Raw genomic sequence first — 15813 nt, 5'->3', positions numbered from 1 at the left:
TTACGGAAATCCGTAAACAAATCCATTAAAACCTCACTAATTTTACTGAAACAGTTAACTCTATAAGTTAAGTTTAATTATTAGTAAGATGAAGGCAACTATAAAAAAAGATTTATATAGATACGGAGGAACTACTTCTTTTTTAACGGGGATAAGAAAAGAAGGTTTTAGATATACCTATTTTTTAAGAAAAGCGAGTACTTATAAGAAATTTTCACCATTTGGCTTAACTTATAGATTAATCCTCAAAAGGTTAAGTTATAAATATGGATTTCAGATTCCTATTAATACAAAAATTAAAGAAGGATTTTACATTAATCATTATGGACCACTTGTTATAAATGAAGGGGCTACAATTGGCAAAAATTTTACTGTAAGTCAATCTGTTACTGTTGGGCAGGCAAACAGAGGAAAACGTAAAGGCTGCCCTATTATAAAAGACAATGTATTTGTTGGTGCAGGATCTGTAATAGTAGGTAATGTTGTTATAGGTAACAATGTATTAATTGCTCCTAATTCATATGTTAATACAGATGTACCAGATAATAGTATTGTTATGGGAAACCCTATAACCGTTATACAAAAAGAAAATGCCACTGAGGGTTACATAAACTTTACTGTATAAAAATATAATAACTATATATTAAACATTAAAAACTCATGCCAAAAGGCGTGAGTTTTTTTGTTTTAAAACATAATGGATGTTAGTCATATGTTAAAAACGGGCACAAAAAGTTAACAAAAGATGCATTACGTCGAAAATATGATCGATTAAGTACTTTCTACACGATAAAGTGATCTTTTTATACGTTTAACTACGTATGTTAGAAAGATATAAAAGATAACCCCCTTATCTACCTTATAAAGAAGTTAATAGAACAATAAACTGTACCTAAAAGTTATGAGTGCCCCAAAAAGAAAAAATACGCCAAAAAAAATGATAACATTACTATGTTTTGCATTTTTAACACTTGCATCTTGCAGCCAAGATGAAGAATTATTTGCACAAGCTATAGACCAAGATATAGCAAAGTCTAATAATCAAACTGACCCTAATTCTGGTGGTAACACCAAAATAGATGAAACAGTTTCTAAAGAATTAAAAGCATTCCCTACTGCTTACGGAGCAGGCGCTTACACAACAGGCGGAAGAGGTGGTAGAGTTATACATGTTACCAACTTAAACGATAGTGGTACAGGCTCTTTAAGAGAAGCTGTAATGGCCTACGGTCCCCGTATTGTTGTTTTTGATGTTTCAGGTACTATTGAATTATTAACAGATTTAAATATATATGAAGGCAACCTTACTATTGCAGGACAAACAGCACCATCACCAGGTATTACAATAACTGGTAGATCTATAAAAATGTCTAGCAACCAGTGGACTAGTGCAGACAATATGATTTTTAGATATTTTAGAGTTCGTCCAGATTTTATTCGTAATGGTTTAGAAATGGGTATACAATTAAATAATGCAAAAAACATTATTATTGACCACGTTAGCATTAGCTGGGCTGGAGATAAAGCTATTGGGATTAGTGATGTTGCCGAAAATGTAACTGTACAAAATGTATTAATTGGCGAATGCAACACAGGAATGATTGTTGGTCAAAATTTAAAAGGAACTGGATATACTAGCCAAGATATTTCAGTTTTACGAAATATATTTTATGACTCAAGTCACAGATTTCCCAACCCTGGAGGAGAAGGTCGCTTTGACGTTATAAATAATGTAGGTTATAATTATAGATACAGATTAATAAACGTATCTGGTAATGCTAAAATAAATATTATAGGAAATTATTATGATAGAGGTACAAGAACACCTGTATCTAATTTAATGCATAAAGTTTCTGGAACCTTATCTCCAGTAGAAAATATGGAAGTTTTCCTAAATGGTAACTCTCATAAAAATTATTCTAATGCAAACAATTGGAATATGTGGACAGCACATGGTGGAGGAACAACCGGTTGGTTTTTAAAAGGTATAGCTTATAAGTTTAATGACCCATTACCTGAAAAAGAGTTTAAAACAGATTCACAATTCTCCCTAATTGGGGCTGAAATTGATATTTTAAAAAGTGATACCTTAATTGATGAGTTAATTAAGAACATCGGCGCTAATAAAACTATTGATGCTAATGGAAGCACTATTGATGTTACTGATATTATAGATAAAAGGTATACAACAGCAATGGCTAATAGAACGTATACTGAATATGAATGGAATGAAGATTGGGCAACGTATCCACATTACATACAGTGGCACAGTAAAGTTTCCAAAACACCTATAAATACAAGAGCAGCTAACTTTGACACGGATGGTGATGGTATGCCAGATGAATGGGAAAAAGCGAATGGCTTTGACTTAGGTACAGATGACAGTAAACTTGACAAAGATGAAGATGGTTACACTAATATAGAAGAGTATTTAAACTCAGTTGATAATTAATCAGAAAAAAGGAGCATATTATTATGATCCTTTTTTACCTAATAATATTTTTTATTTCACTTGTAAAAATTTTAGCTCCTTTATTTGACAAATGAATTTTGTCTTTCCAATAATCAAAACTATTATCAGTTTTAAAAAAATCTGTGTAATCATAGTAAATAACGCTATTTTCCTTTAAAAAATTTTCAAGTAAAATGTTATCCTTTTTACAAGGATCTGAATACGCAGGTGAAGTAAAAATTATAAGCTTTTTGTTATTCTCTTTTGCAAATTTCTTTACGTCTAAAATACCATTTTTAAATATTGGGTTAATATTTAACGAAGTACAATCATCTGTGCTTGTTGTATTTAGTATTTTATTTAAATTGTTTTTTTGTTCCCTATTTAACTTAAGAGGATCATAACCGTTGTATGTTTTATAATTATACTTTGGAAAAAAATAATTTTTTAAAACTGGCAAAACAACACCATTATAATCTAAACTCCAATAAAAAGACTGTAACGTATTGTTTAAATTAAGCTCATCTATTTCTTTTTTAACAATACTATTTCTGTGGTATTTAGTAGCTAAAAAATTGATATCAGCTCCTGCGTACATACTATCAATAGCTCTGTTAGGATCTATATGTAAAACAATAGTTTGCTTTTTATTTATTGGTAATTGTTTAATTAAAACCTTAGCATTACTTATTGTTTTACCATCTACCCCCATATTAAAAGATGATTTTTTAATCATTGAAGGATCTATGCTATGATTAACCCTAGAACTCCCGTAAAATAATATATCTGTAGTATCTTTAATTTTTAAGTAATGATTAACCTTACCCACGCCTTGACCAGAAAACACATGGTCACTAAAATAGTTTAAAGTATAGAATACACATTTATCTACTATAAAAGTTACAATAAGTATACCTATAATAAGTTTAAGTGTCTTCATAATATTAAAATTGAAAATAAATAAAATTATTAGATGTAGAATAAAACAGTATAATTAACATAATTAATACTGTTAGTATTATTGTTAATTTTGTATTAGACATATTTCTTCCTAAATGTTCTACACTTTTTCCATTTTTAAATAATAGAAAATCTAATATAAAACCAATAGTTAGCATTAAAAGAGACACACTCATTGTGCTTATGTCTCCTAGAAAAGGAAAATAAAAATTGAAACTACATATTTCTTTAATTATAGCAAAAGATTGCGTAACATCTGTAGCTCTAAAAAATACCCAAGCAAAAATTACAATAATATAGGTATATATAGCTCCTAAAAAATTAAAGTTCTTAATATTTAATAAGGAAAAACTATATTTTTCTGCGCTTAAAAACAGTCCATGTATGGCACCCCAAATGACAAAATTCCATGAACTTCCGTGCCATAAACCACCAAGAAGCATGGTAAGTAGCAAGTTACGATAGGTGATTTTTATTCCTTTTCTATTGCCACCTAAGGATATGTATAAGTAATCTCTTAACCAAAAAGATAAAGACATATGCCATCTTCTCCAAAACTCTGTTATAGATTTAGAAAAGTAAGGGAAATTAAAATTAGGAGCAAAATTAAACCCAAATAATTTAGCTGTTCCAATAGCTATATCTGAATAACCAGCAAAATCATAATAAATTTGAAACGAGTAAAAAACTGTAGCTAGCAATAATGTACTAGAATTATGTAATTCAGAATTAGCATAAACAGTATCTACATAAACAGCTAAATTATCTGCAATTACTACTTTTCTAAAAAGACCTATGCTAATTTGTAAAATTCCCTCATTAAAGCTTTCTCTACTAAATTTTCGCTTTGTCTCTATTTGTGGTAACAGATTGGATGCTCTTTCTATAGGTCCTGCAACTAGCTGCGGAAAAAATGAAACATAAGTAAAAAAAGAAACTATATTTTTAGTAGGCTCTAAAGTTCTTCTGTATATATCTATAGAATAACTTAAAGTTTGAAATGTGTAAAAACTAATTCCTACAGGCAATATTATGTTTAAGGTAAGATCATCTACTTGCCAGCCAATGCCCTGCATAGCTACAGCAAAAGAATCTGCAAAAAAATTATAATATTTAAATAACCCCAGTAATCCTAAATTAGAAAATAGACTAACATATAACCATAATTTTCTTTTTTTTTCGTCAACAGCTTCAAAAAGTTTAATCCCGACAAAATAATCTAAAAAAGAGCTAAATATTATTAAAGATAAAAAACGGTAATCCCACCAACCATAAAATAAATAACTAGCTAAAAGAAGTAATATATTTTGAAGTTTTAAATTTTTATTGACTACAAACCAATATAAAATAAAAACAATTGGTAAAAATATGAGATATTCTATTGAGTTAAATAACATTATTTTTAATTAAAATTATTGTTACTTCCAATCATTTCTCCAGTATCTTTCATTGTTTTACTTTCAAAACCGTATTTTTTATTTAAAAACTCATAATACTTTAAAATTTCTTCTAAAGTTTTAAAATTTTCTTCTGTATTGGCTCCAAAATTATGTGGGTGCCACCACAAATGATATAATAACCCATTTTTTGCTGCGTGTTTCATAGCTTTTTTAACACGTCTAATTTTTAAACTTTCTAAACGCTTCAATTTATTAGAATAGGGTCTTAAAAAACGACTTGAAGGAATGTTATAAGGTTCTTCCTTTTTTAAGTCTGACAATTTATAGCAGTGTTTACCAGATATGTTTACGTAACAATCTAAAGTACGTGCAATTCTTTTGTAAATAGTTGTATTCTCCTCACTTTCTGGCCTACAAAACCAAACATTTTCATTGCCTCTATAAGTTAATATATTATTATTCTTACATATTTTTAAATACTCACGGCTAAATTGATTTCTTGGAAAAGCTAATGAATCTAACTTAATTCCTTTGTCAGTAGCAATAGATATTGCTGCTTTTAAATCTGCTTCAAAATCTGCTGCTGTTTGCCCTTCTTCTTGGCAGTAAAAATGAGAGTAGGTATGAGTAGCAATTTCATGATTAGAATCTTTTTTTAATATTGAAATTAACTCTGGAGCATAATGAAAAGGATCATTAGAGCTTTTATCTTTAACTTGAACAAAATTATCTGTGTAAGGCGATAAATTAGGATCTTTGTATTTTGGCTGTATATTAGGGTTATGCCTAAGTATTTCTTCTTTTGTATCTGCAAATAAAAAGCCAACTGTAGCAAAAGTTGAGCTAACTTTATATTTATTAAACATTTGGAGCATACGTGGTACAACTAGATGTGTTTCTTTAAGAGTATCACCATAATTTTCTATTGATCTCTTGTCTCTTACTCCCCAGAATAATTCAAAATCTAGAGAAATAACAAATACACCCTTATCCTTCATTTCGTTTTTTTTATAAATAAAATTCTAATTTAGATACTACTTACCTTTAATACGATTAAGTGTAGGTTTAATCGCTAAAAAACAATTAAAACCAAGCTAAATTTATTTAATTTCGTATTTGTTATGGAAGATATAAAAATTAGAAAAGCAACTATAGAAGATACTTCAGAAATAGTAACTTTAATTAAAGCTGCATTAGGTGAAAATATAAAAAAATCTGATGATATATGGATTTGGAAACATTATAAAAATCCTTTTGGAGAATCTTTAATTTACGTTGCGACCTTCAATAACAAAATTGTTGGTATGAGGTCATTTATGCAATGGAGTTGGATAAATTCTAAACAAGACTATAAAACATTAAGAGCCGTAGATTCATCAGTAGACACCAAATTTAGAAGAAAAGGAATTTTTTCTAACTTAACGAAATTTACTCTTAAAGAGGCAAATGCAGAGGGATTTGATTTTGTATTTAACACGCCTAACGAAAAAAGCATTGGAGCTTATTTAAAATTAGGTTGGGTTGTTAATAGAAAAGTAAAAGTCAACTTACTTTTATCTCCTTTTTCTGTTTTTAGCTCCACTAAAAAACTAGAAAATTTTTCTAAAAAAGCAAAAAATATAATTATTAACGAAGTAAAATCCTTTTCTAAAACTTCTTCTAAAGAACAACTTAGTACACCAGTTACACTACCTTTTTTAAAGTGGAGATATCTAGAAAATCCAATTGTAGATTATAACTATTTAATTAATGGTAATATTTTATTAATATATAGAAAGAAGAAAATAAAATTTATAACTGAATGTAGAATTGTAGATATTTTAATTTTAAATAATTCTGAGGTAACAGAAAATGATATAAAAAAAGCAATAACTATTCTAAGTAATAAATACATTATTACAACACTATCTAGTAATATTTATAAAAAATTATTTCACGTAAATTTCCCACATATAGTATTTAATTACAAACACAATGGGCCTAATTTAACCACTAAAGAAATAAACATAGAAAAAACTAATTATGATATTCTTTTGGATAATAAATCAGATTATTGGGATTATAGCCTTGGTGATATGGAACTTTTTTAAAAAATGGAAAGAAAGAAAATTATTCGTATTACAACTGTTCCGGTTTCATTAAAAGGCCTTTTAAAAGGGCAGCTTAATTACATTAATAACTTTTACAACGTAATAGGCATTTCATCTAATGATAATGGTGTTCTAGAGTCAGTAGCAGAGCAAGAAAACATACAAGTTATACCTGTAGAGTTAACACGTAAAATAACTCCTATACAAGATTTAAAATCTTTGTGGGTATTGTATTGCGTTTTAAAAAAAGAAAAACCATATATAGTACACACTCATACCCCAAAAGCTGGTACAATTGGTATGATTGCTTCTTATTTAGCAAGAGTACCTCATAGACTACATACTATAGCTGGTTTACCATTATTAGAAGCAACCGGAAAAAAAAGAATACTTCTTAATTTTGTAGAAAAAATCACTTATAAATTTGCAACAAAAATATATCCAAATTCTTTTGGGTTACAACAAATAATTTTAGATCATAAATTTACCAAACAAAATAAGTTAAAAGTGCTTGGCAACGGCAGTTCTAACGGAATAAATACTTCTATTTTTAATCCAGATTTAATTTCTGCTAACCAAAAAAATGAATTAAGAAATTCCCTAGATATAAAAAAAACTGACTACGTTTTTATTTTTCTAGGTAGAATAGTAGCAGACAAAGGTATAAATGAATTAGTTACAGCTTTTTGCAAACTAAATAAAGAAAACAAGAATACTAAATTACTTTTAGTTGGTACTTTTGAAGAAGAATTAGATCCACTAGATACTACAACAGTATCTAAAATAAAAGAGAATAAAGATATTATTGTTACTGGTTGGCAAACAGATGTTAAGCCTTATTTATCTATTGCCAATACACTTACCTTTCCTAGCTATAGAGAAGGCTTTCCAAATGTAGTTATGCAAGCCGGAGCAATGGGTTTACCAAGTATAGTTACTAACATTAACGGTTGTAATGAAATTATTATTGAAGAAGTTAATGGCACTATTATTCCTGTAAAAAACAGTGATATATTATACAAAAAAATGTTATCTTTTTACTTAGATAAAACTGGCAAATACAATACTACACATTGTAGACAACTAATTATAGATAGGTATAACCAAAGTTATATCTGGAAAGAGATTTTAGAAGAATACAATTCTTTGTCTAAATAAATATACAATACACCTTTTATTTAGTTTATACTATTATTTTTTTTGGTTAATTTACATATAATTTTATACTTAAATGAGCAATAATAGCCAAGTAAAATCTATAGGTTTAGGTTCTTTTTTTCACAAGACCGCAAGTGAAAATATTCCCCAATATGACTTACACACACATATACCTAATTATGAGTTGTTTTATACAGGAAGACACGCTATAAAATACCTATTAAAAGATTTGATTTCTAAAAGTGCTTATAGTACTATTTGGCTACCAAAGTACTATTGCCAACACGTTACCAATTGGCTACAACAAAACTTTAGCAATATAAATTTTTACTCCATTAATGCTTTCTGTAAAACGGAGGAACAATTAAGAATTTTAGATTTTGCTACGGAAAATGATATTGTTATTTTAAATAATTTTTGGGGTGTTTTTGAATATCAATTACCTACTACTAAAAAAAAACCTGTTATAATTGAAGATCATTCTCATGGATGGCTTAGTACTGGTTGTTTACAAAGTAAAGCCGATTATTGTTTTGCTTCATTAAGAAAAACTTTACCAATACCTTTAGGAGGTATTTTATGGAAACCTAATGGACAAAAAATTAATATAAATGGTCTTTTGCTTAAACAAGACCAAAATTTTTATGAAAATTGGAACACCATAGAAGAGGCTATGTTATTAAAAGCTGACTATTTAAAAAACAACATAACAAATAACAAAGACGTTTACTTAAACTTAATAGCAAAGTCTGAAAATTACTTGCATAAACAATACGATGTAATACAACTTAAAGAGGAACACAAACAGTATATTAAAACTTTTTTGAATAAAAATTACACAAAAACAAAAACATTAAATTTAGAAACTATATACACTGCTATTAAACCCAGTGATAATTTTAAAGTATTACGCTACAAAAATCTTGTTACATTTGGTCTGCAATTAGCTTTTAAAGAGCGTACGCTCTTTAATTCATTAAAACTATACTTAATATCTAATAACATATACCCGTCTGAATTATGGCCTGGTAATGAAACTAACATCGTAAACTATAATTTTATGCTAAACATACACATAGATTTTAGATATACTAAAAATGAAGCTGAGTATATAGTAGAGACTTTAAATAAATGGACTAAAACTAATAATTAATTTTATGTATTTAAATTATATAAAAAGGATAGAAGATTTAATAATAGCAATAATTGCTTTTTTATTACTTTTTCCAATTTTTGTAATTGTAGCATTTACCCTATTGATTTTAAATAATGGTAAATGTTTCTTCTTTCAAGAAAGACCTGGTAAAAATGGCAAAGTTTTTAAAATGATAAAATTTAAGTCTATGAATGATAAGAAAGATAAAAACGGTGAATTTTTACCTTTTCATTTAAGAGTTACTAAGTTTGGACATTTTATAAGAGATTATTCTTTAGATGAGATACCACAATTATTAAATGTGATTAGCGGAGAAATGAGCATTGTAGGCCCTAGACCATTACTAGTACAATACTTACCATTATATAGTGATTTTCAGCAACAGAGACATAATGTAAAGCCCGGAATTACAGGTTGGGCGCAGGTTAATGGTAGAAACGCCCTAAGTTGGAATGAAAAATTTAAACTAGATGTTTGGTACACTCAAAATGTGTCTTTTAAGACTGATGTTTTAATTTTATTTAAAACATTAAAGAAAGTACTAATTAGAGAAGGAGTTAATAATAGTGAAAATTTAAATATGACCACTTTTGATGGTACAAATTAAAACAATAAAAACGTACTACAAATGACTACAACTTATACTTTAGAGTGTTATTCTTTGACTAATACTGAAGATGTTAAAAGATATCAAGAATTTTTATACCACTTTAATGGCTTTGATGTTTTTTACAAAGTAGAATTAATAAATACAGGTATTGAAAGCAACCAAGAAAAAAAGTATTTTGTATTAAAAGATAAAGATCAAGTTATTGTTTTAATGCCTTTTATACAGCGCAGTATAACTATAAATAACAATATGACTCATTATTTTGATGTTGTTTCTCCTTATGGTTATAGTGGCCCTTTGTTTACTCAAAAAATAAATACAGATTTATTACAAAATTTCTGGGTTTTAGCAGACAAATGGTACCGTAAAAACAACGTTGTTGCAGAATTTATAAGGTTTAATTTAGATGGGAACCATATAAATTACAGTGGTCATTTATTACCTACATTGTCTAATGTAAAAGGATTGATATTAAAGGACAAAGAACAACAGTGGACCAGTTTTATACCAAAAGTAAGAAACAATTACAGAAAAGGAGAAAACAACCAACTAACTGCTAAAATATATAAAGGAAACATAACCCTTGATATTATAAATACCTTCCACACTATTTATATTGGTACTATGGATCGTAATAATGCAGATGACTCCTATTATTTTTCTTTAGAATACTTCAATGAATTTATTTTAAAAAACCCAACAAACTGTGCTTTAGTTCTTATTTATAAAGAAAACATAGCTATATCTACAGAATTAATATTACTAAATAAAAATAGTATGTATTCATTTTTAGGTGGTACTATAGCAGATTATTTTAGTTTGAGACCTAATGATTTTTTAAAGATTGAAGCTATGAATTGGGGCAGAGAAAATAATTATGAATATTATATTTTAGGTGGTGGAAGATATGATTTTGATGGATTATATAAATACAAGAAAACATTTTTTCCAAAAGAAAAAGATGCTATTTACTATACTGGCAGAAAAATAATTAATAATAAAGCTTATTTAGAACTTTGTGAAAAACTATCCCCAGTATTAAAAGAATCTAATACAAAAGATTACTTAAAAATATCAGAAGGGTTCTTCCCGGCGTACAGACAATAAAAAAAGCCCGTATGGGCTTTTTTTATTAATAAATTAAAAGTATTACAAATTAATTTATTTCATATTACTTTTAATATAGCTTGCAACCTGCGATGCTGCTCTTTCATGTCCGTAACATGTCCAATGATGATCATACTCAAAAGACCAGTTTTTATCTCCTTCATCATTTAATAATAAAATATTAAAATCTAAACTTTTTAATAAGTCAACAACACTTCTTTCTGTATGTGGTTTTAAAACCAACAATGTATTAGTAGTGTCGTAATTAGATTTAATATATTCTAAAAGTGCCTTATATTCATCTATATAACTGTCTTCTTTAAGTTTTTCTTCTTCATTTGTATTTATAGGTGTCTTTTTAGCTAAGGAACCAGAGAATCTTCGGTATAAATAAAATGGAAACTTTAAATTATAAATAATTTTTTTTAATCCTGGAGATCTCATTACTCCATAGACTATTTTATTTTCTTTTAGATTTAATTGTGTAACATCACCTACTCTACCTATGTCAGTTAAACTTTGTTTTAAATCTGATTCATCTAAATAAATAATTTGCAATTCTGGTTTTTTAACATAAAATTGTTTAGAAATTTCAAAAGCCTCAATTAAAGTAACTCCAGATCTTGCTGCTTCAGTAAAATTATATGATGGTACCTTTTCTTTTAAATAAGCCATTTGATGGCATTCATCAGGGTTCATAAAGTTCTCTATAAATGAATCACCAATTATTGTAATTAAATTATCTTCACTCTTTGGCAGCGGTCCTACCCATCCATTTTTATTTACTTGCCATGTGTGATCTCCTCCTTTGTAATATCCATCTTGATTGGGAATATAACGCTGTATTCCATATTCATCAATTTTTCTATTAGGCACCTCTGTTGTTAGTACAAATATTCTAGCTATTATTTCTCCTGCAATTAGACCTACTGCTAAAAAAACGATTATGGTAAATAGAAATTTTTTCATCTTTTAAAATTGAAAGTAAATAAATTCTTGCTCTTCTCCCGTGTAAACAAACATCAAAACAATTATACCTATATAAAATGCCCACCTAACAACTCTATGCTGTTTTGTAATGTTTTCTAATGCAAATTGTGTTGCTCTTCCAAACCATTCTATCATCATAAAAAACAAAACTAAAACCAAAACCTCTTTGGGGAAAATCTCTGGAAAAGAAAACAAATTAACATTAAAAATACCTCCTAAATAACTAAATGCATGAGTTAAATTATCTGCTCTAAAAAAGACCCAAGCCAAAACTGTAATTAAAAATGTAATAAACATTTGTGATAATTCTTTTGCATTAGCAAACATTTTACCTTCAGCCACAACATTAGTATTAACCCTGTTGCGCTTTAAAAGCAGTAATGGTAAAAAGTATAATGCATTTAAAAAACCCCAAGCTACAAATGTCCAGTTTGCTCCATGCCAAAAACCACTAACTAAAAATATAATAAAGGTATTTCTTATCTTCATATTTATTCCCCCTTTACTTCCTCCTAAAGGAATGTATAAGTAATCTCTAAACCAAGTAGATAAAGAAATGTGCCAACGTCTCCAAAACTCAGCTATATCCCTGGAAAAATAAGGAAAAGCAAAATTCTGTTTCAGCTCAAAACCAAATAACCTAGATGTTCCAATAGCTATATCTGAGTAACCACTAAAATCTCCATAAATTTGAAATGTAAAAAATAAAGCTCCTAATAGTAATGTACTACCAGAATAATCATCTGAGTTATTAAAGATAATGTTTGCATATTTAGCACAATTATCAGCAATTACAATTTTCTTAAATAAACCCCATAGTATCTGTCTCATTCCATTTACGGCATTGTCGTAAGTAAAATTCCTTTTAACATAAAACTGAGGCAATAAATTAGTAGCTCTCTCTATAGGGCCAGCTACTAATTGAGGAAAAAAGCTCACAAAAGCAGCAAAAGCAATAAACTTTTTAGTAGGTTCTAAATTTCGTTTATATACATCTATAGTATAACTTAAAGTTTGAAAAGTGTAAAAACTTATACCTACTGGTAAAATAATGTTTAGAGTACCTATTTCTATTTCTTGTCCAAAAAACGTAAATGCATCTACAAAGCTCTCTACAAAAAAATTGTAATATTTAAAAAAGCCTAAAAAGCCTAGATTAACTACAATACTTAACCATAAATATAATTTACGTTTACCTTCTTTTTGTTCTTTACCTAATAAAACACCTAAAGTATAATCTACTAATGTGCTAAAAGCTATTAGAGATAAAAAACGCCAATCCCACCAACCATAAAACACATAACTTGCAACTAAAAGTAAAAAGTTTTGTAATCGTAAATTTTTATTTAAAACAAACCAATAAAGTAAAAATACTATTGGTAAAAAAACAACAAAGTCTATTGAATTGAAAAGCATTTAAATAATGGTTAGTTAGGTTATATTTTATCTATTATAATTTCTATTCTACGATTAATACTATGCTCTTGCTCCGTACAATAAACATCATCTTCACAGTTATTTAGCAATACTTCTTCTCCATAAGCTTTAGCTGTTACTTTTTCTGCTACAACCCCCTTAGAAATTATATAATCTAAAGAACGCTGCATTCTCCTTTGTGACAACCACAAATTGTATTTATCTGTACCTCTAGAATCTGTATAAGCACCCAGTTTTACTGTAACTGTTGAGTTTTCTTTTAATAACTCTGCGATAGAGTTTAATGTTTTTTTAGTTTTAGGATCTAAGTAAGAACTGTTTAAAGCAAAGTTTATACTACCAAAACTATTAATTTTTGCTTGTAAATCTTCTCTTCTTTTCTTTTGTGCAGCTGCCTTTTCTTTTTCTGCTTCTACTAAACGTAATGCTTCTTGCTCCTTTTTAAGTTGCTCTGCAAGTAATCTAGCCTCTTCTTCTTGCTTTTTAGCAATTGCTGTAGAATCTGCAACGCGTTGCTGCTCTTTTAAAATTTCTTCAATCTGAGCTTGTTTCTCTAACCCTTTTTTAGATAATCCTTTTTCTACTTTAAACTGATATACAACCCCTACTGCATGTTGTAAATGGTTTGTTACCCCATCTCCTTTATTCATTGCCCATTTACCTGAAGAGTTGAAATCTAAACCAATGCGTTCTGTAATCCAGGTTCTAAAACCTAAAACTCCGTTATACGTTCCTCTTCCTTTATTATTGGCATCTGTGTATCCTAAACCAACGCCTAGATAAGGATCAAACCAAGCGGTTTCTCCTATAATTTTGTTTAAATCGTAACTTACTCTTGTATCAACAGCATAATAATCTGTTTCCTCTAAGTTTACAGAACCATCTACAGTTTTACCAACCTTATACTTATTATAACTACCAATAGCCTCTACACCTATTCCACTCTCAAAATATTTTCCAATGCTAATTCTAGACGGAAAAGCTACTGCATTCCATTGCTTATCCACATCTAATAATTCATCAAAAACATCTCCAGAATCATCAACAAAGTTATAGCCTAGACCAAAGATCCAAGAACTCTTAACAATGCTATCTTTTGCCGTAAGTTGTAAATCTTGAGCCCATACGGACCCAATTGAGTGAAGTAAAATAACTAATACACCAATCTTAATCTTTTTCATAATCTAATTTTCCCAAATAAGATTACAAAGTTATTCTGTTACAAAACTCTTAACAATAAAATCTTGTAAACAGTAGCTTTCATCGATGTAGAACAGCTTTTAACAAAACTTATTGATGCAAATTTTTGTAGTACTTTTCAAAGGCTTCTTCATAGACATTTTCATACATTGGGAGAATGTTTACAATATCAAATTTATGCGCCTCTTTTTCTGCATTATCCTTAAACATATTTAAGGTATCATCATCCTTTAAAATCTTTAAAGCATTTAGTGCCATACTATCCACATCCCCAACATTACTCATATAACCAGTTACACCATCTACATTAACTTCTGGTATACCACCAGTGTTACTAGATATAACAGGCACTCTATGCATCATTGCTTCTAGAGCTGCTAAACCAAAACTTTCTGTTTCTGAAGGTAATATAAATAAATCTGTGAAGCATAAAATACGATCTACCTCATTGCTATTTCCTAAGAAAACAACTCTATCTTTTATGCCTAGATCTTCAGCTAATTGTTCTGCTTTTTCTTTTTCAGGTCCTTCGCCAACCATAATTAACTTGGCAGCTGTTTTATCTACTATTTGCTTAAATATTTGTATTACATCTGGTATTCTTTTAACTTTTCTAAAGTTACTAATGTGTGTTATAATTCGCTCATCATCATTTGCCATTAAAGAACGTTGACAATCTGTATAGTCTGCATTATAGTTGCTCTTATCTATAAAGTTGGGTATTACATTTATCTCTTTTTTAATATGAAAAAGATCTAACGTACTCTGTTTTAAATTTTCTGAAACAGAAGTAACTACCTCAGATTTATTAATGCTAAATGTTACGGCTGGCTTATAAAACGGATGCTTACCCACCAATGTAATATCTGTACCGTGTAAGGTAGTGACCATAGGTATATAAATACCTTCTTCCTCTAGCATTTTTTTAGCCATATAGCCTGCATATGCGTGCGGAATAGCATAATGCACATGTAATAATTCTATACCAAAAAACTTAACTGTATCTACCAATTTACTAGACAAAGCAAGCTCATAAGGTTGGTACTGAAACAAAGGGTATTCTGGCACATTTACTTCATGAAAATGTATGCGTTCGTTTAATAATTCTAACCTTACCGGCTGCCTATAGGTAACAAAATGTATCTCATGTCCTCTATTTGCAAGAGCAATTCCTAATTCTGTGGCAACAACACCACTTCCTCCAAAGGTTGGGTAACAAACTATAGCTATTTTCATTCTCGCAAAATTAATAT

At 28.7% G+C, this 15813-nt stretch carries 14 protein-coding genes; 7 read left to right on the top strand and 7 right to left on the bottom strand.

Annotation, left to right across the window (positions count from 1 at the left end; genetic code table 11):
• Positions 1-88 precede the first annotated feature (88 nt).
• Together Q4487_RS01085 and Q4487_RS01080 are read left to right on the top strand one after the other, a co-directional pair.
• Positions 89-625: a serine O-acetyltransferase gene (locus Q4487_RS01085; protein ID WP_303542484.1), complete on the top strand. Its 537-nt coding sequence runs from the start codon at positions 89-91 to the stop codon at positions 623-625.
• Between the two features lie 312 nt (positions 626-937).
• Positions 938-2452, top strand: a complete 1515-nt coding sequence (locus Q4487_RS01080) for a hypothetical protein (protein WP_303542483.1) — start codon at positions 938-940, stop codon at positions 2450-2452.
• A 34-nt stretch (positions 2453-2486) separates the two neighbouring features.
• Here Q4487_RS01080 and Q4487_RS01075 read toward each other — a convergent pair whose 3' ends face one another.
• From Q4487_RS01075 to Q4487_RS01065, 3 genes are read right to left on the bottom strand one after another with little or no spacing between them, the layout of a single operon-like run.
• A complete protein-coding gene (locus Q4487_RS01075) occupies positions 2487-3392 on the bottom strand; it encodes a hypothetical protein (RefSeq protein ID WP_303542481.1) in 906 nt (301 codons plus the stop codon).
• A 4-nt stretch (positions 3393-3396) separates the two neighbouring features.
• The gene (locus Q4487_RS01070; protein ID WP_303542480.1) at positions 3397-4809 is read right to left on the bottom strand and encodes an MBOAT family protein; all 1413 of its coding nucleotides are present in this window, start codon (positions 4807-4809) and stop codon (positions 3397-3399) included.
• Positions 4810-4814: 5 nt separating this feature from the next.
• Positions 4815-5810, bottom strand: a complete 996-nt coding sequence (locus Q4487_RS01065) for a DUF2334 domain-containing protein (protein WP_303542478.1) — start codon at positions 5808-5810, stop codon at positions 4815-4817.
• 123 nt (positions 5811-5933) lie between these two features.
• Between Q4487_RS01065 and Q4487_RS01060 the strand changes: the two genes are divergently transcribed.
• From Q4487_RS01060 to Q4487_RS01040, 5 genes are all read left to right on the top strand, one after another.
• The gene (locus Q4487_RS01060; protein ID WP_303542477.1) at positions 5934-6902 is read left to right on the top strand and encodes a GNAT family N-acetyltransferase; all 969 of its coding nucleotides are present in this window, start codon (positions 5934-5936) and stop codon (positions 6900-6902) included.
• Between the two features lie 3 nt (positions 6903-6905).
• Positions 6906-8060, top strand: coding sequence for a glycosyltransferase family 4 protein (locus Q4487_RS01055; RefSeq protein ID WP_303542475.1), 1155 nt, complete (start codon positions 6906-6908; stop codon positions 8058-8060).
• 73 nt (positions 8061-8133) lie between these two features.
• Complete coding sequence (locus Q4487_RS01050; RefSeq protein ID WP_303542473.1) at positions 8134-9213, top strand: hypothetical protein; 1080 nt, start codon at positions 8134-8136, stop codon at positions 9211-9213.
• A gap of 4 nt (positions 9214-9217) precedes the next feature.
• Positions 9218-9823, top strand: coding sequence for a sugar transferase (locus tag Q4487_RS01045; RefSeq protein WP_303542471.1), 606 nt, complete (start codon positions 9218-9220; stop codon positions 9821-9823).
• A 21-nt stretch (positions 9824-9844) separates the two neighbouring features.
• Entirely contained in the window at positions 9845-10933 is a 1089-nt protein-coding gene (locus Q4487_RS01040) for a peptidogalycan biosysnthesis protein (RefSeq protein WP_303542469.1), read from the top strand.
• Between the two features lie 54 nt (positions 10934-10987).
• On the opposite strand, the gene Q4487_RS01035 is transcribed toward Q4487_RS01040, so the two are convergent.
• The 4 genes from Q4487_RS01035 to bshA form a co-directional block, all read right to left on the bottom strand.
• A complete protein-coding gene (locus tag Q4487_RS01035; RefSeq protein ID WP_303542467.1) occupies positions 10988-11902 on the bottom strand; it encodes a hypothetical protein in 915 nt (304 codons plus the stop codon).
• Between the two features lie 3 nt (positions 11903-11905).
• Positions 11906-13339, bottom strand: coding sequence for an MBOAT family protein (locus Q4487_RS01030; protein ID WP_303542465.1), 1434 nt, complete (start codon positions 13337-13339; stop codon positions 11906-11908).
• Between the two features lie 20 nt (positions 13340-13359).
• Positions 13360-14541, bottom strand: a complete 1182-nt coding sequence (locus tag Q4487_RS01025) for an OmpA family protein (protein WP_303542463.1) — start codon at positions 14539-14541, stop codon at positions 13360-13362.
• A 109-nt stretch (positions 14542-14650) separates the two neighbouring features.
• Positions 14651-15796 (bottom strand): N-acetyl-alpha-D-glucosaminyl L-malate synthase BshA, encoded by a 1146-nt coding sequence (gene bshA, locus Q4487_RS01020; RefSeq protein WP_303542461.1) that lies wholly within the window; start codon positions 15794-15796, stop codon positions 14651-14653.
• Positions 15797-15813 lie beyond the last annotated feature (17 nt).

Origin of the sequence: Cellulophaga sp. 3_MG-2023 (assembly GCF_030546975.1) — a bacterium.
In the GTDB taxonomy this organism is placed as follows: Bacteria; Bacteroidota; Bacteroidia; order Flavobacteriales; family Flavobacteriaceae; genus Cellulophaga.
Note: the sequence above shows the minus strand (reverse complement) of the source record. Positions and strands in the feature narration are given on the sequence as shown.